The sequence below is a fragment of the Nonomuraea polychroma genome, assembly GCF_004011505.1.
GTDB classification, from domain to species: Bacteria; Actinomycetota; Actinomycetes; order Streptosporangiales; family Streptosporangiaceae; genus Nonomuraea; species Nonomuraea polychroma.
Window position 1 is genome coordinate 9,301,449 of the sequence record NZ_SAUN01000001.1, and the last position, 24,911, is coordinate 9,326,359.

Consider the following 24,911-nt stretch of genomic DNA (forward strand, 5'->3'; position numbering starts at 1 on the left):
GAAACGGATCAGACCGTCTCGTCCAGGTTGTCCGCGTAGTACTCGATGGCTCGCCGGTAGCCGCCGCTCTTGTCCGACTCGGCGACGACCTTGAGCAATGTGGAGACCGCCTCCGCGGACCGTCCGGCATTGTGCAGCGCCATTGCCATGAAGGTGCGCAACGCCGGATCCCCGGGGAACTCCGCCAGCCCGCGCCCGAACACCTCCAGCGCCTCCTCGAACCGCCCGAGCACCCGCAACGTGCTCCCGTACCCCGTCAGGGCCCCGCGCCGGTCCTCGGCGCTCAACCCCGCCCCAGCCAGCGCCCGCTCGTAATAGGGGACCGCCTCGGCCTCCAGCCCCAGTGTGTCGTGGACCCACGCCGTCTGATAGGCCACGTTGACGTCGTCGGGATGCCGCCGCGCCAATTCGACCAACAATTGCCGAGCTTCGCCCCTTTTGCCCTCCTCGCGCAGCCGCACTGCCTGGGCCAATTCCTCGTTCAACATGATCCGAGTGTGGCATGATGGTGATCGACCGACCCGGAAACGATTTTCATCATCACCTGGAGTCCCTGTGAGAGTGGCCTTCGTCGGCAAGGGCGGCAGCGGCAAGACCACGATGTCAGCGCTGTTCGCCAGGCATGTGGCAGAAAGCGGCGCGCCGGTGGTCGCCATGGACGCCGACATCAACCAGCATCTGGCCCTGGTCCTCGGCCTCGACCGGCAGCCCGAGCCGCTCGGCGCCCATCTCACCGAGATCAAGGACCGCCTCCGCGGCGCCAATCCGCGCATCCCCTCCGCCGAGGCCATGGTCAAGACCACCCCGCCGGGGCGCGGGTCCACGCTGCTGAGCTTCGAGGACCTGGCCGCCGACCCCTACGGCCTCACCGCCCCCGACGGCGTGCGCCTGCTGGCCACCGGCCCGTTCAGCGAGGACGACCTCGGCGTGGCCTGCTACCACTCGAAGGTCGGCGCAGTGGAGCTGCTGCTCAACCACCTGATCGACGGCCCCGGCGAGTACGTCGTGGTGGACATGACGGCCGGGGCCGACTCCTTCGCCTCGGGCCTGTTCACCCGCTTCGACCTGACCTTCCTCGTCGCCGAGCCCACCCGGCAGGGCGTGAGCGTCTACCGGCAGTACCGCGAATACGCCGCCAAGTACGACGTCGCGCTCGCCGTGGTCGGCAACAAGGTCCACGGCCCGTCCGACGTCGACTTCCTGCGCGAGCAGGTGGGCGACGACCTGCTCACCTGGATGGAGCACTCGGCTGCCGTGCGCGCCATGGAGCAGGGCCGCCACTTCACGCTCGACGACCTGGAGCCGGTCAACGCCGACGCGCTGGCGCTGCTCCGCAAGACGCTCGACGAGCAGGAAAAGGACTGGGAGCGCTTCGGCCGGCAGACGGTCGAGTTCCACCTGCGCAACGCCCGCGCGTGGGCCAACGAGCGGACCGGGACCGACCTCGCCGAGCAGGTGGACCCGGATTTCGTCTACGGCCCCTGACCACACGACTGTGCCCGTCAGGCATCTGGAGATTTCCCCTCGCTCACCTAGCGTCAGTTCCGACCCTTTCGAGAGGAGACAGCATGTCGCTGACCGTTCCGAACGATCTGCTCGACCAGGCCAGAACCGGTGACGTCGACGACGCGGCGTTTCTCGCGTGCGTGCGCGACTCACTTCCCTACGCGTGGTCGCTGATCAGCGAGCTGGTCAAGCAGCGTGAGCACACCGGGGCCGAGTTCGCCGACAACCAGGTGCCGCCACCGTCCGAGGAGGCCCGCGGCGAGCTCCTGCGCTGCCTGGCGAGCGACTCGATGCGCGGCGCGCTGGAGCGTCACTTCGGGGTGCGGCTGGCCTTCCAGAACTGCCACCGGGTCGCGGTCTTCGACCCGGCGGCGACCAAGGCCCTGGCCGACTTCGTCACCCCGAGAGCCCAGATCCTCAACCAGAAACCGGAGCTGGTGGACTGCTGAGCCCGCCCGGCGGGCCGGCCCGGCCGGCCCGCCGCACCAGCGGCAGCACCTCACGCCCGAGCCGCCGCACGTTCTCCAGCGTGCGCCGGTGCTCTCCGAGGCCCTCGACCATCAGGATGACGTGCTCGATCCCGGTGTTCTTCGCGGTACGCAGAATGGTCTCGGCGCAGTGCTCGGCCGACCCGACCGGGTGGATGCGGGTCAGCAGATCCACGTATTCGCCGACGTCACGCGGCGGCCGCGACCGGCCGTCCACCGGCACGTAACCCGCCAGCCCGGGCCCCAGCCACCGCGGCATCGACTCCTTGAGCTCGCGCACCGCCTGCGCCGTGGAGTCGGCCACGTACCCGACGGCCGCCGCGATGTGCCCGCCGGCGGATCCGTGCCGCGCCACCATTGACGCCTTCTCGGCGTCTCCGATGTGCATCCCCAGCAACATGGGCAGCCCGCGCTGCGCCGCCAGCGCGACGGTCGGCCCCGAGGTGCACGCGACCACCGGCCGCATCCGCGCGTCCGGCACCATCCGCACCTCCCTGAAGCGGAAGAACTCGCCGTCGGCCGCGATCCGATCCCCGGACAGCGCGTCGAGCAGGAGGTCGAGGGACTCCCCGAACCCGCGCTCGAACCGCTCCAGACCGGTCCCGAACACCTCCAGGTCCACCCACGGCCCGCCCCTGCCGACGCCGAGCGTGAACCGCCCGCTGGACAGGTGGTGCACCATGGCCGCCTGCTCGGCCAGCGCCACGGGATGGTGTGTGGACAACACGCTGACGGCGGTGCCGAGCCCGATCCGCGTCGTCCGGCCGGCCGCGGCGGCCGCCAGCGTGATCGCGGACGGGCAGACGCCGTAGGACATGAAGTGGTGCTCGGCGATCCACGCGTCGTCGAACCCCGCCTCCTCGGCCGCCACGATCAGCTCCACGGCGTCCGAGAGCACTCGCCCGGGCTCCTGGCCGGGGAACTGCGCCGCAATGACAAAGACCCCGATGCGCACCCACCCGATGATGCCAGGCCCATCGCCTCGTTTGCGCTCGTCGCCACTCCTGCCCGCGGTCTCCGTCCGCCGCACTTCGGCAGAGGTCCCCTGGAGGGGGCTAGGAAGTGTGGCAGGGGGCTGCCCTCCGTCCGCCGCCGCACTCCGGTGCGGGTCCCTTCGGCAAAGAGCCGGCACCTCACCACGATCAGCCGCCCGTCACCTGCCACCCACCGCACTTCGGCGCGGTCCTGTGACAGGAGGGCCGGAAGATGCTAGACAGCGCGCTGTCCGGCACGAGGGCCGAGTGGCACGAGAAGACCCGCCGTCCGGGAGAGCCCGGGCGGTTCGACAGCCGGAGCCCGTCAGCCGAAGAGGGTGACCTGGCCCTCGCAGGCGAGCGGGTCCCGGTGCAGCTTCAGATGCCGCCACTGCGGGAGATCGTCCAAGTAGGACCACGAGAGCCGGTGGTGCGGGGTGGGCCCCAGCCGGGCCAGGGCCTCCTGGTGGACGGGTGAGGGATAGCCGGCATTGTCGGCGAAGCCGTATTCCTCGCACCCGATCGTGCCCATGTAGGCGTCGCGCCGCACCTTGGCCAGGACGGACGCGGCGGCGACAGAGACGCTGGCGGCATCCCCCTTGACCTCCAGGCGCACCGGCCACGGGGCGCCTATGTAGTCGTGCTTGCCGTCCAGGATCACCACGTCCGGGCGGGCGGGGAGCGCCTCCAGGGCTCGTCTGGCGGCCCGGCGCAGGGCCTCCGTCATGCCGAGCGTGTCGATCTCCGTGTGCGTCGCCTCGCCGTAGCCGATGCCCGCCGCCCACGCGGCCAGCTCGGCCGCCAGCGGCTCGCGCCGGGCGGCGGTGAGCTGCTTGGAGTCCGTCAGCCCCGGCGGCGGCTCGGACAGGTCGGTGACGACCGCGCACACCGAGACGGGGCCGGCCCAGGCGCCCCGGCCCACCTCGTCGACGCCCGCGACCGTGCGGACGCTCGGCTGGGAGAGCAGCAACTGCTCGATCTCGTACGTCGGCGCCATGACAGCAGACGCTACAGCGCTTATGGTCGCGCTCGCACGGGGCTCCGCTGGTCACGCAAGCTGCCGCTCTCCGCCCCAGGCTCGCCGCTGTGTGTATGGCCTACTCGTCGTATGGCCTACTCGTCGTATGGCCTACTCGTCGTATGGCCTACTCGTCGTATGGCCTACTCGTCGTATGGCCTACTCGTCGTATGGCCTACTCGTCGTATGGCCTACTCGTCGTATGGCCTACTCGTCGTCGGTCCTGTGCCGGTCCGCCAGCCGCAACGGCTCCAGGTCGGCGGCGATGTAGCGGGCGGCCACGTGAATCGCCCGCAACGTGACGGACACCGACGGCCGGTGCACGCTGGAGCCTCGAGCCACGGCGTGCACGTCCCGCCCGACGGGGTTGCCGGGGAAATGGCGTACGGCGAGCCCGCGGATCCCCGCCGACAGCGCGAGCGCGGGTACGGCGGCGATGCCGATGCCCTTGGCGACGAGCGAGAGTATCGTCCCGAGCCCCTCGAACTCCCACGGCGTGGGCCGGGTGCCGCCCACGTCCACCAGCAGCCGGTCCACCGCCAGCCGGGACGGCTCGCCGTCGGGCGTGGCCATCCACGGCTCGTCACGCAGCTCACGCAGGTCGAGCGGCACGTCGGGATCGGCCAGGCGATGTTTGCGCGGCACGACCAGCACCAGGGGATCGCGCAGCAGCGGGAAGACCCGCAGGCTCTCGCTGTCGCGCACCCGCCCGTACCAGTCGTCGACCAGCGCGATGTCCACCTCCGCCGACTGCACCTCCCGCATGCCCCGCCCCGACCTGCTCTGCCTCAGCCGCAGCGTCAGATCGGTGTGCCGGCGCAGCGTGCGGGCCAGCGCGGGCGCGAAGGCCACCGCCGCCGTGGGGAACGCGGTGAGCACGACCCGCCCCGCCGGGGTGCTCGCGTGCGCCGACAGGTCGGACTCGGCCTCCTCGACCATGGACAGGATGCGCTCGGCGTGCGCGACCAGCCGGCGGCCCGCGTCGGTGAGCTCAGCGCTGCGCGCGGTGCGGTCGATCAGGGCCGTGCCGGTCTCCCGTTCGAGCGCCACGAGTTGTTGTGAAACCGCCGACGGACTGTAGCCGAGCGACGCGGCCGTCGCGGCGATGCTGCCGCGACGGGCGAATTCGCAGATGAGGACCAAACGCCGCAATTCGAGCATCGGACTTCCTTATGCCTACCCACAAAAAGCCTCGCTTGTGCTGATGCCTTCATCCTTCCACCCTGGGAACGTGACAACTATGAGCGTGACTCTCTCCGCCACTTTGGCGGCGAACGAGGACATCGAACGAAGACGACGCGCCGGGGAACGTGTGCTGCACCTGGCCTTCGGTGAGGCGGGGCTGCCCGTCCACCCGGCGCTGCGCGACAAGCTGGCCGCCGCGTCAGAACGCAACGGCTACGGGCCGGTCGCGGGGGTGCCCGGGTTGCGGGCCGCGGCAGCGGGCTACTGGGAACGACGGGGGCTCGCCACCGACCCCGAGCTGGTCGTCTGCGGACCGGGCAGCAAGTCGCTGCTGTACGGCCTGCTCCTGGCGATCGGCGGAGACATCGTCTTGCCCACGCCCAGCTGGGTCAGCTACGCCGCACAGGCCGATCTGGTGGGCTCGCGCCCGATCCTGGTGCCCGCACCACCAGGAGAGGGCGGAGTGCCGGATCCCGACCTGGTGGCCGCCGAGGTGCATCTCGCCAGGGCCCAGGGCAGGACCGTGAAGTCCGTACTGGTCACGCTGCCTGACAACCCGACAGGACGGCTGGCCACGCCGGAGAGCATCCGCAGGCTGGTGGAGGTCGCCCGCGAACTCGATCTGATGATCATCTCGGACGAGATCTACCGGGACCTGATGCACGACCCGGCCCTGCCGTACACCTCGCCTGCCGAGCTCGCGCCGGAGCGCACGATCATCACCACCGGGCTCAGCAAGAGCCTGGCGCTGGGCGGCTGGCGGATCGGCGTGGCCAGGCTGCCCGCGGGCGCGCCCACCCTGCGCAGGCAACTGCTGGCGGTGGCCAGTGAGATCTGGTCGGCGCCTGCCGCTCCCGTACAGGAAGCCGCCGCCTACGCCTTCAGCGAGCCTATGGAGCTGACCGCGCGTATCGCGCTCAGCCGCCGGCTGCACGGCACGATGGCACGGGCGGTGTACGAGAGATTCGCCGAGATCGAGGCTCGCACGCCGGTGCCGCAGGGCGGCTTCTATCTCTATCCCGACCTGAGCCACCTGAGACTCGGCGGCTCCGCCGAGATCACCAAGATCCTTCTGGAGGAGCACGGCATCGGCGTCCTGCCCGGACACGCCTTCGGTGACGACCCCGCCGCGGCCAGGATGCGGGTGGCGGTCAGCCTCCTCTACGGCGAGACGACCGAGCAGCGCATGGTCGCGCTGACCAGCCACGACCCGCTCCAGCTGCCCTGGATCGCGGACAGTCTCGACCATCTGTCGACGGGGCTGAAGGAGCTCGCGCTGGTACGGCACTGAACGGCACATGGAGCCCTGCCCGACGTCATGTCACAGTTAGGCGAATCTTTCCCCAAGAGCGGGTTTACCCTCCCCCAAAAGGGGGCTCTGACCTGCGGAAACACCCTATCTGCAGAAACCTGCAAAAGATCTTCCTAACTGCATGGTTACGTGCACGGTGCGCACCCCTCATCATGTGCTCATGCCCGCTCTTGTCACCCTGTCCGGGCGCTCCGTGCGCCTGGAACCTCTCAGCCTTGCGGCGGTCGATGACCTGGTCGCCGCGGCGAGTGAAGACCGTTCCACATACGCCTTCACTCGCGTCCCGAACGGTCGGGACGAGATGGCCTCCTACGTGGAGGCCGCTATGGCTGAGCAGGCGGAGGGCCGCACGTTGCCCTTCGCCATCCGGTGGCTGAACACCGACCGCGTGGTCGGTGCCACCCGTCTCATGCACCTGGAGTACTGGCAGGGCCCCATGCCCTGGCCTCCGGGTACACGCGGCGCGGTGGGCGAGATCCCGTCCGTGGCCGATATCGGTTACACCTGGCTGGGCGCCTGCGCCCAGGGCACGGGGGTCAACCGGGAGAGCAAGTTCCTCATGCTCTCGCACGCCTTCGAGACATGGAACGTCCACCGCATCACCCTGAAAGCAGACGTACGCAACATCAGATCCCGGGCCGCCATCGAGGCCCTCGGCGCACACTTCGACGGGGTGCGGCGAGCGGATAGCCGAGGCGCCGACAACACGGTCCGAGATACCGCGTTCTACTCGATCCTGAACTCCGAATGGCCGCTCGTCCGGGAGCGACTGGCCATGAGGATGGGACTGGTCGAGGCAGCCTGAGAACCCGTCCGCCACGGCCCCGCCCCAGTTTTCTGGGCGGGGCCGGTATTTTTTCCTGCCTGCATTCGCTCTGCATGACACGCCCCCGCGATGCGTCACGCCCTAGCCGACACCCATCAGCATCCGGGGGCATGCTCAACACCTGATTGAAGACGGATCAACAGCACGGTTAACGATCAACCTGGATCTAGGTGACGAGCAAGGATAGACCTATCATTTGGTAACAAAATGATCCATTGGCTGGGAGACTGACGGCATGGCTGGTCAGAGCGTTGAGGGCGGGCTGCGGTTCGCCGTGCTCGGTCCTGTCCGCGCGTGGCGTGATGGCCGGGAACTCGACCTGGGCACCCCACTGCAGCGTTCCATTCTCGGCATGCTGCTCCTGCGGGAGGGCCGCGCGGTCACTCCCAACGAGATGATCGACGCGGTCTGGGGTGAGGACGCGCCGCCGCGTGCCCTGGGCGCGCTGCGTACCTACGTCTCCAGGCTGCGTACGGTGCTCGAGCCGGAGCGGCCCGCGCGTTCCCGCCCGGAGCTGCTGACCTCCATCGGCCGGGGCTACGCGCTGCGGCTGCCCGCGGACGCGCTGGACCTGACCAGGTTCGAGCGCGGCATCGCCGGCGCCGAGTCCGCACGCAAGGGCGGCCGGCTGCGCGAGGCCGCCGAGGGGCTGCGGGCCGCTCTGGCGTTGTTCGAGGGCGAGCCGCTGGCCGGCGCCGTGGGGCCGTACGCCGAGCACCAGCGGGACCGGCTGATCGAACGGCGCATCAGCGTCGTCGAGACCCTGATGGACGTGGACCTGGAGCTCGGCAACCACGCGCGGATCGTCTCCGAGCTGATCGCGCTGACCGCCGACCACCCGCTGCGCGAGCGGCTGCGTGCCCAGCTCATGCTGGCCCTCTATCGCTGCGGGCGGCAGGGCGACGCGCTCAACGTGTTCACCGAGACCCGTGAGGCGCTGATCGACGAGCTCGGCATCGAGCCCGGGCCCGAGCTGACCGCGCTGCACCAGCGCATCCTGGCCGCCGACCCGGCGCTGGCCGCCGCACCGCTCCCCGCCGAGGCACCCGCCGGCGAGTCCGCCGCCGAGGAGGAGCCGCCGCACACGCACGAGCTGCCCCGCCCCGCTCAGCTGCCCGCCGCCGTCAACGATTTCACCGGCCGCAAGGAGCTGGCCGGCCGCCTGCGCACGCTGCTGTCGGCCCAATCGGCTGCCGAAGGCGTGCCGGTCGCGGCGATCTCCGGCATCGGCGGCGTCGGCAAGACGACGCTGGCCGTGCACGTGGCGCACGCGGCGGACGACCTGTTCCCCGACGGCCAGCTCTATGCCGACCTGCGCGGCTACGGCGACGAGGCGACCGCGCCCGAGTCGGCGCTGGGCGGGTTCCTGCGCGCGCTCGGCATCCCGGCGGACGTCATCCCCGACGGGCTCGCCGAGCGGTCGGCGCTCTACCGGTCGATCCTGGCCGACCGCCGCATCCTCGTGCTGCTGGACAACGCCCGCGACGCCCGTCAGGTCAGCCCGCTGCTGCCGGGCTCGCCCGGCTGCGCGGCCATCGTGACCAGCCGGGTCAAGCTGGCCGACCTGCCGTCGGCCAGGCTCATCGACCTGGACGTGATGGAGCCGGACGAGGCGTTGTCGTTGTTCGCGGCGGTGGCCGGGCCCGAGCGAGTGGCGGCCGAGCACGGCGCGGCCATGGACGTGGTGGCCGCGTGCGGGTTCCTGCCGCTGGCGGTGCGGATCGTGGCGGCCAGGCTGGCCGCGCGCCCCTCGTGGACGGTCGCCTCGCTGGTGTCCAGGCTGGCCGACGAGCAGCGCCGCCTGGACGAGATGCGGGTGGGCAACCTGGCCGTGGAGGCCACCTTCGCGCTCGGCTACGGTCAGCTCGATCCCGTCGCCGCGCGCGCGTTCCGGCTGCTGTCGCTGCCGAACGGGCCCGACATCTCCTCAGAGGCCGCCACGGCCGTGTTGTCGATGAGCGAGTTCGAGGCCGAGGAGGTGCTGGAGTCGCTCGTGGACGCGAGCCTGTTGGAGGCGCCCGCGCCCGGCCGCTACCGCTTCCACGGCCTGCTCAAGCTGTTCGCCCGCCGCGAGCTGAACAAGACCGAGCGGCCCCAGGCCCGTGCGCTGACCCTGCGCCGGCTCATCGGCTTCTACCTGGCCTCGGCGCAGTCCGCGCACCGGCTGGCCTACGAGGGCAGCATGATCCCGGCCAACCTGGTGGTGGTCGGGAGCGGGCGGACGTTCGGCTCGGCCGACGAGGCCGTGGCGTGGCTGATCTCCGAGGGCGACTCGTTGTTCGCGGTCATCAACCAGGCCGCCGCGGGCTCGCGTACCGGCGAGCAGCTGCTGCCCGCCGCGGATCTGCTGGTCGCGATGGAGCCGCTGCTCGAGTCCGGCACCCACACGCGCGAGTTCGACCAGGGCACCCGTGCCGTGCTGGCCACCGCGCAGAGCATCGGCGACGAAGCGAGCGAACTGCGGGCCCGCTACGTGCTGGGCCGGGTCCTGTTCGCCGGCAGCCGGTTGCGGGAGGCCGAGGAGCAGTTCAGGCGCGTGCACGAGCTGTCGGTCGAACGCGGCGAGAAGATCGTCATGGGCGAGGTGCTCAACGCCCTGGCCGTCGTCGTCGGCAGCCAGCGCCGCCACACCGAGGCGCTGGCGCTGTTCGACTCGGCGATGGGCTTCTACCGCGAGAACGGCGTGCCGGCCGGCGAGGCCTTGGTCCTCAGCTACTCGGCCCGCGACCACCTGGGCCTGAGGCGGCCCGAGGACGCCATCGCGGCGGCGGAGAAGGGCCTGGCCATCTTCACCGAGATCGGCAGCGGCGCGGGCACCGCCCGGGCCCGTTACCACCTCGGCATCGTGTTGTCCCGGGTCGGCCGGCTCACCGAGGCCGTGCACCACCACGCCGAGTGCCTGGCCTTCTTCCGGGCCAGCAAGCAGCGCGTCTGGGAGCAGCGCGTGTGCTCCCGGCTGGCCGAGACGTTCATCGCGGCCGAACGCTATCCCGACGCCGTACGCCACGCGGAGCAGGCCCTCGTGGTCTCGCGGGAGATCGGCCACCCCTACGGCGAGGCGCTCTCGCTGACCGTGCTGGGCAAGGCGCTGCGCGGCCTCGGCAGCGTGACGAGGAGCTCGGACTGCCTACGGCAGGCCTTCGAGATCTTCTCCCGGCTCGGCGCTCCGGAGGCCGGGGACCTCAAGGTCCTGCTCGACACCATCCCCGACCCCGCCGGGAAGGTCGTCGAGTCCTGAGTACAGCTCGTCGTCCAGACGTGTCATCCACACATGGTTGATCAAGGCTGTCCTTTTGGGTGTCACGATGGCGCTCGCGATTGGCGGTCAATCGGAAGCCCATTCGATCTAGCCCGGCCGGTCATCCTCACCACCACGCGTCGCTAGGGGGCCCGGTAATCCGGATGCTCCGCGTGGCGGCTAGCCGCCTCACACAGACGACCGGCCGGACCTGACACGGCCCTCGAACCCCCCAGGTCCGTGTCCTGACTAAAGCCTTCACCCGGGGAGTCAACGTCCAATCAACGGCGAATCAAAGCACGAAGTAGCCCTCGGCGATGAGCGGCCTGACCGCGTCGGAGTCGGGGATCTCGCCGTCTCCCACCAGCTCGGCGATCACGTTGAGCAGCGGCCCGAGTGCCAGCTCGCCGTCGCACACGCCGGCCAGCGCGGCCTCCACCGTGCCGACCTCTCTGCTGCGCCGCAGCCCCTGCGTCTGGCGCAGCACGATGCGCATCGGGTCCTCCGCGCCCGGCAGCCCGATACGCTCGTCGAGCAGCCCGTCGACGGTACGCAGCCGGGCGGCGTCGAGTCCCTGCGCCCGGTGCGCGGTCGCGATCGAGTCGAGCACAGAGTCCACGTAGTCGCCCACCGGGAGCACCACCTGGTGGGCGAGGTGCTCGACGCGGACGACCGGATCGAGCGTGCCGGAGTTGCGCATGGTGATCCAGCCGAAGCCGATGCCCTCGACCTTGCGCTCGTCGAACCAGGCCAGCCACTGGTCGTACAGCTCCACGTAGCGTGCCGTGCCCTGCTCGGCGGCATCCCTGAGCCACAGCTCGACGTATTCGGCCGGGTCCTGCACGTCCCGCTGGACCACCCAGGCGTCGCAGCCGGTCTCACGCAACCAGCCGCCCACCCGGTCGTGCCAGTCCTCGCCCTCGACGTGCAGCCAGTTGGCCAGGAAGTGGGCCTGGCCGCCCGGGTTGAGGTGGCGGGGCGTCCTGCGTACGAGGTCGCGGCAGAAGCCGTCGCCATCCTCGCCCGACTCGCGATAGGTCAGCTTCCGGTCCCGCGCGGGGGCGATGACGAACGGTGGATTGCTCACGATCAGGTCGAACCGCTCGTCCTCCACCGGTTCGTACATCGAGCCCGCCCGCGCCCGGACCCCCTCGATCCCGGACAACGCCCAGCTCAGCCTGGCCAGCTCCAGGGCACGAGGGTTGAGGTCGGTGGCCACGATCTCCTCCGCCCTCCCGGCCAGATGCAGCACCTGCACGCCGCAGCCGGTGCCCAGATCGAGCGCGCGCTGGACCGGGCGGCGGGTGACCAGTTGCGCGAGATTCGCCGACGCGCCGCCCGCTCCCACCACATGGTCGGGGCGCAGCGCCGGGTCGCCCGGCCGGACCTTGCGGTCGGAGACCAGGTAGCCGCCGGTCTCCCAAGGCTGGAGGTGGACGTCCGCACGGATCTGGTCGCCGTCGGCCGTGACCAGCCCGGAATCGAGCACCTCGGGCGCCACGTCCGCGGCCGGGACGGGCACTCCCAGCCACCACAACCTGATCAACGTCGCCAGCGGGTCGCCGTCCGCGGTCGCCCGTAGCGCCGGAACCAGCTCCTCGCGGGCCAGGGCCGACGCGGCCATGCTCCCTAGTCGATCGCGTACGCCGTCGATGGTGTATCCGGTTTCGAGGAGGTGATGGCGCAGTCGTTCCACAAGTCCATCCTTTCACCGCGGACGCCCACGCATGATCCGATACTGATCCGATGGTGGCGCTCGCACTGGGCTACGCCGGTTACGCAAGCTCCCGCTCTCCACCCCGGCTCGCCGCTTCGCACAGTGCTCATACTGTTACTTATGTAGCCAAGCATTCTGCAAGCGCGGGACAAGTGGGGCACGGTATCTCTAGGGATGCCAGCACGTCATCCCGAGGAGTGGGCCCATGCTGATCCCTTGCTTGGCTTGCGAGTCCCGGTTCGGGCCCGATGAGTACTTCAGCGCCTGCTCGGACTACAACCGCGGCATGGATCTGGTCTCGTGGACGTGTCCGCGCTGCGGGAACCGTGATGACCTTCGCGTGCTGCCCGGAGAGCTCGGGTTCGGCTACCCGTACCGGGGCAGGTTCGACGTGCACGCCCGGGTCCGGGTGCCCGGCCTGCGCAGGCAGCGCGGCGATCTGCGCCTGGACATCTCTCTCGACCGGGCGAGCTGGCACGTTCCCACGCGCCTGCGCCAACCGGCCTGACCGGCGCGTTCCGCCCTGACGGGCACGCGGGCTACGCAGGCGCGGCGGCCGGCTCCGGGTTCTCGCCGCGCAGCAGCCGGGCGATGTCCGCCACCAAGGCCTCCGCCAGCTCCTCCCTGGTCTCCCCCGTCGCCTCGTCCAAGCGTGGTGTCAGGACCACATTCGGCAGTCTGATCAGCGGATGTGACGGGTCGAGCCACTCGCCTTCGAAGTGATCGAGCCCGGCACCGCCCACCTGTCCCCTGCGCAACGCGTCGACCAGTGCGGTCAGGTCGTGCAGCGCGCCGCGTGACGTGTTGAGGTAGATCGCCCCCGGACGCATCGCGCCGAACTCGGCGTACCCGAACAGGCCCCTGGTCTGGCGGTGAGCGGCACGTGCAGTGACACGACGTCTGCCTCCCTCAGCAGCGCGGGCAGCATCTCGGCCCTGGCCTGAGCTGTCCATGCCGGCGGAGCAATGGAGCGCCACCGGCTCCATCCTGCCCACCTGAACCCTGCCTCGCGTCGCGCCCCAGCAGCTGACCCGCTCGCCGGCACTTCCGCAACCCCCACAGATTCGCTTGATATACCGCATCTATACCGGCCCCTGGTCGGATACGCCTATGGCATTTGATGGTGATCGGGCGAGGGATGTCCAGATCTTCATGCATAGCAAGGGGTCGCTCCGGCTCGGCTACGTCACCGCGTGGCGCCAACTGCCCCACCTGATCGCGCCGATCGTTCTGCTGTCCCTACCTGTGACCGTGATCGGGTGGCTCACTCTGCCTCTCGCCGCGGGAAGCGATCTCGCCGTGATCAGCGGCGAGATCATGCCGGTCGGCCGGCCTGGAACCTCGATGCTCGTCTGGACCGCGATCACCCTCTCGTACCTGCTGGCTGCCGGTGCCGTGGCCGGACCTGCCATGGTGATCCTCGCGGTGGGCCGGTTGCTGGGGTGCGTTGTCCCCCCCGGTGCCGCGATGCGGATGGCTGCCAGGAGGTGGCGCACCTGGCTCGTGCTGATGGGGGTCGCGATCCTCATGGCGGGCGTGATCGGAGGCGCCGGTCTCGGCTTGGTGGTGCTGACAGAGCAGGCATGGCCGGCCATCGGTGTCATGGTGCTTCTTTCGCTGGCCTTGCTGCCGATGCTGCTCGCGGTGCCTGCTGCCGTGCTGGAGGATTGGGGCGCCTTCCGCGCGATCGGTCGTGCCTACTGGCTGACGCGGGGGTACTGGCTCAAGTGCGTGCCCCCGCTGCTGATCGGCGTCTTCGTCGTGCCGGGGCTGATGTCGCAGATCCCGCTGGCGATGTTCTTCGGCATGGTGCTCGCCCCGTTCCAGGCCTCCATGATCGCCGTGATCTACCTCCGCCTGCTCACGCTCCAGTGGCCACAGCAGTACATTCGCGAACTGATCGACATCGCCACGCGCCTGCCCGACTCCCCGCAACGGCCGCCTCGCGTGCTCGTCGTCGCCGGGTTGCTGCTCCCGGCCCTGGTGTACGGCGGAGCCGTACTGATCAATCCGCTCGACTGGCCAGACGTCACCCAGACCCGCCTAGACATGGCAAGCCTCGAATCCCTCCACCTCCGCAAGGACGGCAGGCTGCTGCTGGTGGGAGCGGGCAGCAGGCCGGAGGTCCGCTCATGCGGCGACGCTGGATGCGTGGACTCACGCGCGGTGAGATCTGAACTGACCACCGATCGAGGGGACATCGTTATCGCCGATAACGTGCTCCCCGATGGGCGGCTCGTCATGGCCTCACGGACACCGCAGGCCGGCCAAGCCAGGCTCGCGCTGACGATCTGCGACGACCGTGCCTGCTCACCGGTGACCGAAGGCCCGGAGCTGTGGATCGACAAATTCGGCGAAGGGGGCGCACTCGCTGTGGCCCCTCGCCCCGATGGTGGCCTAGTGGTGGCGATGCTCGACTTCGATCGTCAAGGATGGGCCGAGTTGTCCTTCATCTTCTGTCACGATCTGGCGTGCTCGCGGTCCGACCGGAAGTCTGTCGCCAAGCTCAGCCATTTCGAGACACCGCGCTACCAGCGTCGCCCGCTGGCGCTCGCGATCGCGCCGGACGGCACACCCATCGCCGCCCACGCCAATGACGCCACCGGCGGCGTCGATATCATCACCTGCGACGTTCCGACGTGCAACCGGGCCCGTGTGACGCAGCCCGCCGCGCAAGTGCAGTTCCGCGCCAGCGAGGACGGTTCCGCGTGGGCGTCGCTCTCCCTCGCCGTGCGGCGTGACGGGCGTCCGCTGATCGCCTACCGCGACATCCGCACCACCGCGAGCGTGCTACTGAACTGCCGGACCAAGGAATGCGCACAGGCCGACCGCATCCCGCTCACCGGGCCGAGCGAGGAACGTCTGACGCCGACGCCGACGCCGGCGCTGGCAGTGGACGGGGCAGGACGTGCCCGCCTGGCTGTCTGGGACATGCAGAATCGGCGATTGCTGCTCGTCACCTGCGTGGAAAGCACCTGCTCGACCAGTGCCGTCGGAGAGTTCGAGGACGACCCCGGCGCGACTGAGCTCACCGTCGACGGGCGCGGCCGACCCGTGATCGCCTGGTCGGACATCGAGAGCGAATTCCGGGAGCGCGAGATCCGGTTCCACACGACTGTGGTCCTCAACCGCTGACGTCCGAACACCTCCAGGTGATCGGACCCCGAGGCGTGGGCCTGGCGGTCCTGGTGGGCGGGGTCGGCGTGGGGCGCTGCGGCAGCCGGCGTAGGCGGCATCCGGTCCCTGAGCGGGGGTCACTCCGGGCGCTGGCGGAGGCTGTGCCAGGCGGCCTCGCCCAGGCCCTTGATCTCCTCCTCCGTCGGCGTGTGCGCACCGGCGAACCACAACCGGCACATCTCCTGTGCGGGCCCCAGCCACAACACGTAACACATGGTCGGATGCACAGGCTGGAGCAGGCCGTTCTTCATGTGCGGCCGCCACCAGTCGGAAACCTGGCGGAAGAACGACCGCCGCTGCTCGGCCACCTCGGCCCCGCCGGGCTCGTGCTTGCGCGGCGGCCGCTCGCTGATCAGCAGCCGCGCCCGTTCGGGGTGCTCTCCCGCCCACCGCATGTGGAAGGCCACGACGGCCTCGATGCCGTCGCGCGCCTCCTGGTGGCTGACCAGCTCCGCGAGGAAGGCGCTCTGGTAGGCGGTGAGGATCTCGCCGTACAGCACGCCGAAGACATGTTCTTTGCTGGCGAAGTGGTGGTAGAAGCTGCCGACGCTTACGCCGCTCTCCTCACGGAGGCTGGCCAGCGTGGTGGCCGACACCCCGTCCTGGCTGAAACGGCGGAGGGCGCCCTCGATGATGCGGGTCCGGCCGTCGCGTCCGTTCTTGGCACTCTTCACACTGTCAATGGTGTGGCACCAGAACGTTGTTCCGCAAATAGCGTGGCGTGATCGATCATAGCGGTCACCTCAACCGATCCGGAAGTGACCTTCATCTCAGCGTCCGGCCACATCCTGCGGATGAGCCTGAGCACCCGCCGGTTCTCCCCCATGACGTCCATGCCCACGGTCCTCGCACCCCGTACGGCGGCCCTGAGCAGCAGTGTCTGGATCAGCCTCGGTCCGAGCCCGAACCCCTGCCATTGATCGGTCACCACCACCGCTATCTCCACGTCGGCGCCGTCGCCCTTGTAGCTCATGGCGTGACCGACGATCTCACCCCCCTCAATGGTGGCCACGAGCGCGTCCCTGCGCTCGTCCACCGCGATCAGCCTGCGCACGAGACCGGCGGCCGGCGTGGTGACGCCGGTGAAGAACCGCAGCGTCTGGGTGTGCAGCGACAGCCCGGCCAGGAAGCGTCTGATCCGTTCCTCGTCCTCTGGACGTGCCGGCCGGATCTGAGTTCCATGCATAGACCCAGGGTGCCCGTCAGACCTGGGTCTGTCAATTGAACTCAGATATACTGCAAAAATGAACGTTCCCTTCCGGGTGAACAATTGCTCGATCGAGCGCACCCTGGACATCGTCGGGGAGAAGTGGACCTTCCTGGTGCTGCGCGAGGCGTTCAGCGGCGTGCGCAGGTTCGCCGACATGCAAGCGATCACCGGCGCCCCCCGTCAGGTGCTCAGCGCGCGCCTGGCCCGGCTGGTCGACGAGGGACTGCTGCGCAAAGTGCCCTACCGCGAGCCCGGGCAGCGGCAGCGCGACGAATACCGGCTCACCGACAAGGGCCGGGACCTCTATCCGCTGCTGGTCGCGCTCATGCACTGGGGCGACAAATACCTGTCCGGTGAGGAGGGCCCGCCCGTGCTTCTCACCCATCGCGACTGTGGCGCCCCCATCGAGCAGCACTTCCGCTGCGCCGAGGGCCACGAGGTCGCCGGGCCTCGCGAGGTGACCGCGCTGCCGGGCTCCGGCGCGCAGGTCAGGAGCGCCTGACCAGGCGCGTACGGGGGCACCGGTCCCGCGCCTGCGGCGGGCCCCGTTCAGCGGCCCGCCGCAGGTGGCAAAGCCCTTTGCACCTACCCTTGAAGCGTGTACCGGTTCCTCCTGACGCCCCGATGGGTGGCACTGCACCTGGTGGTGCTGCTGGTCATCCCCGCCTTCGTGTTCCTCGGGCGGTGGCAGTTCGGGCGTTTCGAGGAGCGGTCGGCCAACAGTGAGCGTGTCACCGCCAACATCGAGGCCGCGCCGGTGCCGCTGGAGCAGCTCGCGGCGCCAGGCCGGCAGGTGAGGGAAGCCGACCGGTTCAGGTCCGTGACGGCCGCCGGCACGTACGACCCGTCCCACGCCCTCGTCGTACGCCGCCGCCCCCAGGAGGGCCGCAACGGCTTCTACGTCCTGGCCCCGCTCGTCACGGGCACCGGAACGGCCGTCCTGGTGAACCGGGGCTGGGTGCCCGCGGGCGCCACCGCCGACACCCCGCCCGACGTGCCGCCTCCGCCCACCGGTCAGGTAACTGTCACCGGGCGGCTACGGCTCAGCGAGACCGAGGAGTCCAGCGGGATCCGCGATCTCCCCGGGCTGCCGCCCGGTCAGGTGCTGCTGATCAACGCCGACAAGATCGGGAAGGGGCTGCCGTACCGGCTGGTGGGCGGATATGTGGAGCTCACCGCCCAGCAACCCGCGACCTCCCCGGCGCCCGCGCCGGTGCCCGCGCCCGACGTGGGCTCGGGAGGCGGGCTGAACCTGGCGTACGGGGTGCAGTGGTGGTTGTTCATCGGAATCGCGGTCGGCGGGTGGATCATGCTCATCCGGCGCGAGCTGGCCGAGCGCCGGGCAAAAGAGCAGTCCGGCGAGGGATCTGTGGCCCCGAAGGCTGAAACGCCTGCCACGTAAGGTGGTGGGATGATCCGCCACATTGAGTTCAGCAATCTCTGCAATTTCCGTGACGTGGGTGGATATGCCACCGGGGACGGCCGCACCGTCCAGTGGCAGCGGCTCTACCGGGCCGACTCCCTCGGCTGGCTGGCCGGAGACGATCTGACGGCCTTCCGCGCGTTACGCGTGCGTACCGTCATCGATTTGCGGCACCCGTTCGAGGTGGAGAAGTCCGGACGGGTGCCCGAGACCGAAGGGCAGAGCTACCACAACCTGCCCATCGAGGGCCGCCGATGGGACACGACCCCCTACCGCGAGGAGCTCGACGTCGCCCGGTACCTGGCAGATCGTTACCTCGAGATCACCGAGGACGGCGTCGACAACCTCAGGACGGCCCTGGAGACGATCGCGAGGGCGGACAACGCGCCCGTGGTGATCCATTGCGCGGCGGGCAAGGACCGTACCGGCGTGCTGGCCGCGCTGGTCCTGTCGCTGGCCGGCGTGGGTGAGGACGACATCGTGGCGGATTACGCGCTCACCGGCCTGGCCACCGAACGTTTCATCGCCGACTGGCTCAGGCGGCATCCCGGCGCGCCCATGTGGCCGGGCTTCGGGCTGGCGCCCGCGGAGACCATGCGCTTGTTCCTGTCCGACCTGGCGAGCCGGCACGGCTCCGTGGAGACGTACGTCACACAGGTCCTCCAGATCTCCCCCGCCACGATCGGCCTGCTACGCGAGCATCTGCTGACTGAAGGAACGTCGGAGGGGTAGAGGGTGCCGCGGGGTTCGCAGGAGCAGCACCCTCTTCTCAAGCGAACCCTCAAACGCCCGGGATCGTCCGCATCCCCCTCCCGGCGATCCCGGGTGCCAGACCCCGCACGGAGACCCAACGGATACGTCGCAGCTTGTTCGACGTTATCCCGTCGTCGTACGGTTACCTGCGTGACTACGCCGCTGCTCCCCGACCCTGACCCGAGGCGGCGCGACTATGTGATCATCTCCGCCGACGATCACCTGATCGAGCCCCCCGACCTCTTCGAAGGCCGGCTGCCCGAGAAATATGCCGAGGTCGCGCCCAAGGTCGTGGAGACGGAGGCGGGTCACCAGGTCTGGCGCTACGGCGGGGCCACCTACCCGTGCGCCGGCATCGACGTCGGCGCCGGCCTGCCCCGCGAGCAGTGGACGCTGGACCCGGTGAGGTTCGAGCAGATGCGCCCCGGCTGCCATGACATCGAGGCCCGCATCAAGGACATGGACGTGGCGGGCATCTGGGCGGCGCTGTGCTTCCCCGGCATGCTGGGCGGGCAGGCGGGCATGCCGTTCGCCAGGACCCGCGACCAGGAGCTCGGCCTGGCCCTGGTCAGGGCGTGGAACGACTGGCACATCGACGTCTGGGCGGGCACCTACCCCGAGCGGATCATCGGCCTGCAACTGCCGTGGCTGCCCGATCCGGACGTGGCGGCCAAGGAGATCCGGGCCAACGCGGCGCGGGGTTTCAAGGCCGTCGTCTTCCCCGAGTTCCCGACCCGCCTGCGGTTGCCGTCGATCCACACCGGCCACTGGGACCCGTTCTTCGCCGCGTGCGAGGAGACCGGCACCGTCGTGTGCCTGCACACCGGCGACTCCTCCTGGTCGCCCGTGCCCTCCCCGGACACGCCCATCGAGGCGATCACCACGCTGATGCCCACCAGCGCCATGTTCGCCTGCGCCGACTGGCTCTGGTCCGGCCTGCCGCTGCGTTTCCCCTCACTGCGCATCCTCATCGTCGAGGGCGGCGTGGGCTGGCTGCCGATGCTGGCCGAGCGCGCCGACTACGCCCTCGACCACCCGGTGGCGGGCGAGGCGGCCTGGGACGGCGGGCTCAAGCCCAGCGAGGTGCTGCGCCGCAACTTCTTCTTCGGCACGCTCGACGACCACGCGCTGTCCGGGGTGCGCCTCGCCGTCGGCCTCGACCACGTCCTGCAGGAGAGCGGTTACCCGCACTCCGACTCGACCTGGCCCGACACGCAGAAGTCCGTAGCCCGCAATCTCGGCTCGCTCCCGCCCGCCGACATCGCCAGGGTCGCGTACGGCAACGCGGCCCGTCTGTTCGGGCACCCGCTGCCGTCGCGCGCCTGGTTGCGTATGGAGGAGATCTAACCTTCCTGCTCGGCGAGCCTGCCCTGGATGACGCGCCGCTCGTGCTCGACGTAGCGCCCGCTCTCGCCGAGCATCGAGGCCAGCAGCCACAGGAACACGCCGAAGTCGTCGGCGACGCCGATCACCATGAGGAACTCGGGCAGGACGTCGACCGGCGACAGGATGTAGACCACACCCATCGCCATCAGCGCGAGCCTGCTCTTGCCCATGCCCGCGTACTGCCCGCGCATCACCGCGCCGATCATGCGCGGGATCGCCCGTACCCTGGTCATCAGGCCGGGCGAGCCAGGCTTGGTCACCTCGCGGTACGTCCGCCACGCCGCCGCTGCCCGTGCCGCTTTCGCCATCATGTCGAACCCCCTACCCCCGGCTTTTCACGTAATAACGTGTCGCTCAGGCGAGAGGTTCCATCGCCGGATGCTCGAACGGCCGGGCCTGCTCGATCTGCGCCGCCACCCTGATCAGCAGGTCCTCCCGGCCCGTCGCCGCGACGAGCTGCACGCCCACCGGCAGTCCTGCCTCGGTCCTGTGCAGCGGCAACGAGATGGCGGGCTGGCCGGTCGCGTTGACCGGCGAGGTGTACGACACGGCGTGCCCCGTCCTGCCGAAGGCGAGGCTGAGGTCATCCGGCGTGATCCAGCCGAGCGGGAACGGCGCGACGCCGAGCGACGGCATCAGCAGCAGGTCGTGGCCGGCTCGCCACCACGTGGCCATGCGGCGGCGGAAGGCGTCCATCCACTGCGTGGCCCGGATGTGGTCGACCGCGCTGTGCGTGCGCGCGACGCTGACCATGGCGGCGTTGCGCGGCTCCAGCTCCTCCAGCTCGATCGGCTTGCCGCGTAGCTCCCCCAGGCCGGCGACCTGGGCGGCGAGGTTGTTGGCCACGATCGCACCGAAGTGCACGGGAAACTCCAGATCGCCGAGCGCCTCGGGACCGCCCGGCTCCACGTCGTGGCCGAGCGACTCCAGCAGTGCCGCCGCCCCGGTGACGGCCTCGGTCAGCTCGGGCACCTCGGGCACGTCGCCTCTCGGGTGCGTGGTGAGGTACCCGATCCGCAACCGTCCTGGATCCCGGCCGACCTCGGCGGTCAGCGGCCCCGGCAGGGCGGGCGCATCGTACGGATCGCCGGGGTGGAAGCCGGAGACGACGTCGAGCGCGGCGGCCGTGTCGCGGACGGTCCTGGTGACGAACCCGGGGCAGGAGAAGCCGCTCCAGCCCTCGCCCAGGGCCGGACCCAGGCTCACCCGCCCGCGCGACGGCTTGAGCCCCACCAGCCCGCACAGCGACGCGGGCACACGAATCGACCCGCCGCCGTCGCTGGCCGTGGCCAGCGCCACCATCCCCGCCGCCACCGCCGCGGCCGAGCCGCCGCTGGACCCGCCCGCCGAGTACGCCGGATCGTACGGGTTCCGCGTCGGCCCGAACGCCACCGGCTCCGTGGTGATCGTGGTGCCGAACTCGGGCGTGTTCGTCCGCCCGAGCACCACGAACCCGGCCTCGCGCAACCGCGCGACGCCGTAGCCGTCCTCGGCGACCTCCAGCCCGTCCCGTATGGCGGAGCCCGCCGCGTACGGCTCGCCGACCTGCCGCCACCCGAGGTCCTTCAGGAGGATCGGCACCCCCGCGAAAGGTGCGTCCGCCGGAATGGAGTCGATCTCGGCCAGTGCGCGCTCGAAGCGGCGGAAGACGACCGCGTTGAGCTCGCCGTCGCGGGCCTCGATGGCGGCGATCGCGGCTTCGACCAGCTCTCGCGCCGACATCTGGCCGTTCTTGATCGCCAGTGCCTGCCCGACCGCGTCCAGCCTCAGTACGTCACGCATCTGCTTACTCCTTAGGCGCCAGGTCCCGTACGGCCTGCTCGATGGAGATCTCCCCGCCGGGGATGGGGGCGAGGACGGGGGTGTCGAGGCCGTTGTCCACGTACTGCTGGATCCTGGCCCGGCAGGTGGCCGCGTCGCCGTGCACGATCAACGCGTCCACCACGTCGTCGGGGATGGCCTTGAGCGCCGCCTGGCGATCGCCGGCCGCCCACGCCTCGTGCAAGGGCCGCAGCACCTCACCCCGGCCCAGCCAGTCGTGGAACGCGGCGTACACGGGGACGGTCAGGTAACTGGCCAGCATCCACCTGGCCATCTCCCGCACCTTGTCGGTGTCCTCGCTCACGCACACGAACAAGCGGGCGATCAGCTCGGTGTCCGGGCCGATCTCGGCGCGTACCTTGCGCACGTCCTCGGGAGAGAGCCAGTTGGTGATCGCGCCGTCGGCCTCCTCGGCGGCCAGGCGCAACATCCGGGGGCGCAGCGCGGCCAGCACGATCTTCGGTGGGATCTTCGGGGCGCGCTCCAGCTTGAACCCCTTGATCTCGAACGTCTCGTACGCCTCCGAGACCTTCTCCCCGGCCAGCGCCTTCTTCAGGAAACGCAGGGTGTCGCGGGTGCGCGCGTACGGCTTGGTGAACTCGCCGGCGTTCCAGCGCTCGACGATCGCCGGCGAGGACGCGCCGATGCCGAGCACGAACCGCCCGGGGGCCAGATCGGCCAGCGTGGCCGCGGACATGGCCAGCAGCCCAGGGCCGCGCGTGGAGACGGGCACGATGGCGCTGCCGAGCCTGAGCCCCGGCGCCCACTGGGCGGCCAGGGCCAGCGGCGTGAACCCGTCGGTCCCGTTGACCTCGGCCGACCACACGTCGGTGTAGCCGAGCCCGGGCAGCTCCGCGATGAGTTCCTGGGACCTCGACAGGGAGCGGTCGTAGAAGGGGATCGTCATGCCCCAGTTCTGCGTCATTCGGCCTCCAGACCTTTAAGGCCGACCATACCAACCGCTCGGTATGTTGCCCTATGCCCGCAGCTCGTGCACGGCCGCGATGAAGTCCTTCGTGATGCCTCGCAGCCCGGGCAGATGCGACAGCCCGACCAGCCGGTCCACCAGCGGCACCGTGACCTCGATCAGCCGGTACGTGCGCGCGCAGCCCGGCGAGGTGTCATGCACCCAGAACAGGACCATGCCCATGGACAGCAGCCACAGCAGCTCGGGCAGTTCCTCCCGTAGCTCGGCGTTCATGCGGTCGCGCGACCCCTCGACGACCTGGCGGTAGATGGCGATGGAGGCTTCGCGGGCCGGGGACGACTGCTTGCTGAAGGGGCTCAGCGGGTTCGTGGGCTCGGCCGCGTGCTTGAAGAACTTCACGGCGAACTCGTGGTAGGGCTCGGACACGCGTACCCACTCGCGCAGCACCCCGCTCAACCGGGCCGCGAACGACGTCTCGGTGGCCAGGAACTCCCTGCAGGCCTCCTCGTGCTCGGCCTGGGCGCGGTCGTAGTACGCCTGGATCAACGCCTCTTTGCTGTCGAAGTAGTAATAGGCGTTGCCCACGGACACTCCGGCCTCGGCGGCGATGGCGCGCATCGTGGTCTTGTCGAAGCCCCGCTCTCTGAACAGTCGCAAGGCCGTCTCGACGATGACCTCTCGGGTGCTCTCCGATCCTCGGTTTCGGGCTTCGGACACGTTCGTCACTTTACGTCGTGAAACTCGGTTAAGTCATGAAGGCGCACGGTGATCGCCGACACAAGGCAAAGTTGCTCCCGCAGCAGGAGTTATCTCCTGTGAATGGTGGGATTGTCGTTTGTGGCGGAAGGGCTAATTCCGCGAGAAGGCATCAACATGTGGATACGTGGACCAATGCGACTCACTGCAGTCGCGCTCCTCGGCATAGAGATCACCATAATCGCGCAGGCCTCGGCCGCCTCCGCGGCCACCCACCCCGAAGGGAGCACCGTGCAGAACGGCCCGTACGAGGCCGAGCCGTACCACGGGCCGCCGCAGCCCGGGCACAACGCCATGTTGGATGAGCTGGCGGACGTGCTGGGCGCGCACACGGCCAGAACCTGGAGACACAAGCACCTCACGATGACGACGGACCTCCAGGCCATGCATGACCTGCCGGTGTCCGGCGATCGCCCCGTACGACCGCCGGAGGTGAGTGGCCCTCAGGAGAGCCTGGAACAGCCTTATGCGGCTCAGGAGCGCCCTGAGGCCTATGGGACCCAGGAGACGACGCCGCGCCGCTCTCAGGCCGACACAGCGGCCCACGCGGGCGAGACCACCAAGGCGCAAGAGGACGTGGCACGGCCCCGACCGCGCCCGGCCGTAGGCAAGCGCGGGGGGGCCAAGAGCCTGAGCAGCCCCGTACGTACCGGTGTGGTGCGCACGCCGGCGGGCCGCAAGCGCCTGCACCTGCACGTCGACCTGAACCGTGTCCTCCCCAGGCAGGCGGCCGTGCGCATGTCCCACTCCACCGCGGCCGACTGGCTGAAGAGCGCGGGAATGCGGACGAGGTCCACCGGCAACTGCACGAGCAAGCACATGCACCACTGCACGTCGCTCGACAACGTGCGGACCGGCACGATCGCTCGCGCCATCGAGCTGAAGCAGCAGAGCGGCTGCCCCATCATGGTCACGGGCGGCACGGAGGCAGGCCACGCGCCGGGCACCTTCAGCCACGGCAACGGCTACAAGCTGGACATCGGCCACAATTCCTGCATCGACCGCTACATCACCCAGCACCATGCCAGGGCAGGAGTCCGCGGCGACGGCGCGCCGCTCTACCGCTCCAGCTCAGGCACGACGTTCGCCGACGAGGGCGACCACTGGGACATCCTCTTCAAGTGACGAGTTCACGTGACGAGCGCCCGCAAATGACGTGGACGCCGCACTGAACGCACGGCGTCCACCATCGC

24 protein-coding genes are annotated in these 24,911 nt (G+C 69.9%); 12 read left to right on the forward strand and 12 right to left on the reverse strand.

The features are described from left to right. Positions 1-8: 8 nt before the first annotated feature. Positions 9-488, reverse strand: coding sequence for a tetratricopeptide repeat protein (locus EDD27_RS42775; RefSeq protein WP_127937672.1), 480 nt, complete (start codon positions 486-488; stop codon positions 9-11). 67 nt (positions 489-555) lie between these two features. Here EDD27_RS42775 and EDD27_RS42780 point away from each other — a divergent pair, with 67 nt between their 5' ends. Together EDD27_RS42780 and EDD27_RS42785 are read left to right on the forward strand one after the other, a co-directional pair. Then, a complete protein-coding gene (locus tag EDD27_RS42780) occupies positions 556-1,485 on the forward strand; it encodes an ATP-binding protein (RefSeq protein WP_127937673.1) in 930 nt (309 codons plus the stop codon). A gap of 83 nt (positions 1,486-1,568) precedes the next feature. Further along, positions 1,569-1,955, forward strand: coding sequence for an SCO5389 family protein (locus tag EDD27_RS42785; protein WP_127937674.1), 387 nt, complete (start codon positions 1,569-1,571; stop codon positions 1,953-1,955). Here EDD27_RS42785 and EDD27_RS42790 read toward each other — a convergent pair. From EDD27_RS42790 to EDD27_RS42800, 3 genes are all read right to left on the reverse strand, one after another. Then, entirely contained in the window at positions 1,924-2,949 is a 1,026-nt protein-coding gene (locus EDD27_RS42790; RefSeq protein WP_127937676.1) for an LLM class flavin-dependent oxidoreductase, read from the reverse strand. The two genes, EDD27_RS42785 and EDD27_RS42790, sit on opposite strands and share 32 nt — an antisense overlap. Positions 2,950-3,293: 344 nt before the next feature. Next, positions 3,294-3,989: a ribonuclease HII gene (locus EDD27_RS42795; protein ID WP_206642290.1), complete on the reverse strand. Its 696-nt coding sequence runs from the start codon at positions 3,987-3,989 to the stop codon at positions 3,294-3,296. A 204-nt stretch (positions 3,990-4,193) separates the two neighbouring features. Next, positions 4,194-5,147, reverse strand: a complete 954-nt coding sequence (locus tag EDD27_RS42800) for a LysR family transcriptional regulator (protein WP_127937680.1) — start codon at positions 5,145-5,147, stop codon at positions 4,194-4,196. Between the two features lie 79 nt (positions 5,148-5,226). Between EDD27_RS42800 and EDD27_RS42805 the strand changes: the two genes are divergently transcribed. From EDD27_RS42805 to EDD27_RS42815, 3 genes are all read left to right on the forward strand, one after another. Beyond that, positions 5,227-6,462 carry a pyridoxal phosphate-dependent aminotransferase gene (locus EDD27_RS42805; protein WP_127937682.1) on the forward strand — a complete coding sequence of 412 codons (1,236 nt, stop codon included), beginning with the start codon at positions 5,227-5,229 and terminating at the stop codon, positions 6,460-6,462. A gap of 181 nt (positions 6,463-6,643) precedes the next feature. Further along, a complete protein-coding gene (locus tag EDD27_RS42810) occupies positions 6,644-7,288 on the forward strand; it encodes a GNAT family N-acetyltransferase (RefSeq protein WP_127937684.1) in 645 nt (214 codons plus the stop codon). Positions 7,289-7,544: 256 nt separating this feature from the next. Then, positions 7,545-10,547, forward strand: coding sequence for an AfsR/SARP family transcriptional regulator (locus EDD27_RS42815; RefSeq protein WP_127937686.1), 3,003 nt, complete (start codon positions 7,545-7,547; stop codon positions 10,545-10,547). A 292-nt stretch (positions 10,548-10,839) separates the two neighbouring features. On the opposite strand, the gene EDD27_RS42820 is transcribed toward EDD27_RS42815, so the two are convergent. Next, complete coding sequence (locus tag EDD27_RS42820; protein ID WP_127937688.1) at positions 10,840-12,243, reverse strand: DUF7059 domain-containing protein; 1,404 nt, start codon at positions 12,241-12,243, stop codon at positions 10,840-10,842. Positions 12,244-12,469: 226 nt separating this feature from the next. Here EDD27_RS42820 and EDD27_RS42825 point away from each other — a divergent pair, with 226 nt between their 5' ends. After that, positions 12,470-12,772, forward strand: a complete 303-nt coding sequence (locus EDD27_RS42825; RefSeq protein WP_127937690.1) for a hypothetical protein — start codon at positions 12,470-12,472, stop codon at positions 12,770-12,772. 31 nt (positions 12,773-12,803) lie between these two features. On the opposite strand, the gene EDD27_RS42830 is transcribed toward EDD27_RS42825, so the two are convergent. Beyond that, the gene (locus tag EDD27_RS42830; RefSeq protein WP_127937692.1) at positions 12,804-13,346 is read right to left on the reverse strand and encodes an NAD(P)-dependent oxidoreductase; all 543 of its coding nucleotides are present in this window, start codon (positions 13,344-13,346) and stop codon (positions 12,804-12,806) included. Here EDD27_RS42830 and EDD27_RS42835 point away from each other — a divergent pair. Beyond that, on the forward strand, positions 13,333-15,399 hold the full coding sequence (locus tag EDD27_RS42835) for a hypothetical protein (RefSeq protein ID WP_127937694.1): 2,067 nt from the start codon (positions 13,333-13,335) through the stop codon (positions 15,397-15,399). The genes EDD27_RS42830 and EDD27_RS42835 overlap by 14 nt on opposite strands. Before the next feature lie 119 nt (positions 15,400-15,518). Here the strand turns inward: EDD27_RS42835 and EDD27_RS42840 are convergent, their stop codons facing one another. Further along, positions 15,519-16,115 (reverse strand): TetR/AcrR family transcriptional regulator, encoded by a 597-nt coding sequence (locus EDD27_RS42840; RefSeq protein ID WP_127937696.1) that lies wholly within the window; start codon positions 16,113-16,115, stop codon positions 15,519-15,521. After that, on the reverse strand, positions 16,112-16,627 hold the full coding sequence (locus tag EDD27_RS42845; protein ID WP_127937698.1) for a GNAT family N-acetyltransferase: 516 nt from the start codon (positions 16,625-16,627) through the stop codon (positions 16,112-16,114). The genes EDD27_RS42840 and EDD27_RS42845 overlap by 4 nt, the downstream gene beginning before the upstream one ends. Before the next feature lie 58 nt (positions 16,628-16,685). On the opposite strand from EDD27_RS42845, the gene EDD27_RS42850 reads away from it, so the two are divergent. The 4 genes from EDD27_RS42850 (at position 16,686) to EDD27_RS42865 (ending at position 20,174) form a co-directional block, all read left to right on the forward strand. Then, positions 16,686-17,153, forward strand: a complete 468-nt coding sequence (locus tag EDD27_RS42850; RefSeq protein WP_127937700.1) for a winged helix-turn-helix transcriptional regulator — start codon at positions 16,686-16,688, stop codon at positions 17,151-17,153. A 96-nt stretch (positions 17,154-17,249) separates the two neighbouring features. Continuing rightward, the gene (locus EDD27_RS42855; RefSeq protein WP_127937702.1) at positions 17,250-18,053 is read left to right on the forward strand and encodes an SURF1 family cytochrome oxidase biogenesis protein; all 804 of its coding nucleotides are present in this window, start codon (positions 17,250-17,252) and stop codon (positions 18,051-18,053) included. Positions 18,054-18,062: 9 nt separating this feature from the next. Beyond that, positions 18,063-18,806, forward strand: a complete 744-nt coding sequence (locus EDD27_RS42860; protein ID WP_127937704.1) for a tyrosine-protein phosphatase — start codon at positions 18,063-18,065, stop codon at positions 18,804-18,806. Between the two features lie 171 nt (positions 18,807-18,977). After that, positions 18,978-20,174: an amidohydrolase family protein gene (locus EDD27_RS42865; RefSeq protein WP_127937706.1), complete on the forward strand. Its 1,197-nt coding sequence runs from the start codon at positions 18,978-18,980 to the stop codon at positions 20,172-20,174. Here EDD27_RS42865 and EDD27_RS42870 read toward each other — a convergent pair. From EDD27_RS42870 to EDD27_RS42885, 4 genes are read right to left on the reverse strand one after another with little or no spacing between them, the layout of a single operon-like run. Further along, positions 20,171-20,524, reverse strand: a complete 354-nt coding sequence (locus EDD27_RS42870; RefSeq protein WP_241564547.1) for a YkvA family protein — start codon at positions 20,522-20,524, stop codon at positions 20,171-20,173. The genes EDD27_RS42865 and EDD27_RS42870 overlap by 4 nt on opposite strands. A 43-nt stretch (positions 20,525-20,567) precedes the next feature. Further along, positions 20,568-21,995, reverse strand: a complete 1,428-nt coding sequence (locus tag EDD27_RS42875) for an amidase (RefSeq protein WP_127937708.1) — start codon at positions 21,993-21,995, stop codon at positions 20,568-20,570. Between the two features lie 4 nt (positions 21,996-21,999). Beyond that, a complete protein-coding gene (locus EDD27_RS42880) occupies positions 22,000-22,959 on the reverse strand; it encodes an LLM class F420-dependent oxidoreductase (protein WP_127937710.1) in 960 nt (319 codons plus the stop codon). A 51-nt stretch (positions 22,960-23,010) separates the two neighbouring features. Then, positions 23,011-23,679, reverse strand: a complete 669-nt coding sequence (locus tag EDD27_RS42885; protein ID WP_164904040.1) for a TetR/AcrR family transcriptional regulator — start codon at positions 23,677-23,679, stop codon at positions 23,011-23,013. A 174-nt stretch (positions 23,680-23,853) separates the two neighbouring features. On the opposite strand from EDD27_RS42885, the gene EDD27_RS42890 reads away from it, so the two are divergent. Further along, positions 23,854-24,843 (forward strand): hypothetical protein, encoded by a 990-nt coding sequence (locus EDD27_RS42890; RefSeq protein WP_127937712.1) that lies wholly within the window; start codon positions 23,854-23,856, stop codon positions 24,841-24,843. The last annotated feature ends 68 nt before the right edge of the window (positions 24,844-24,911 follow it).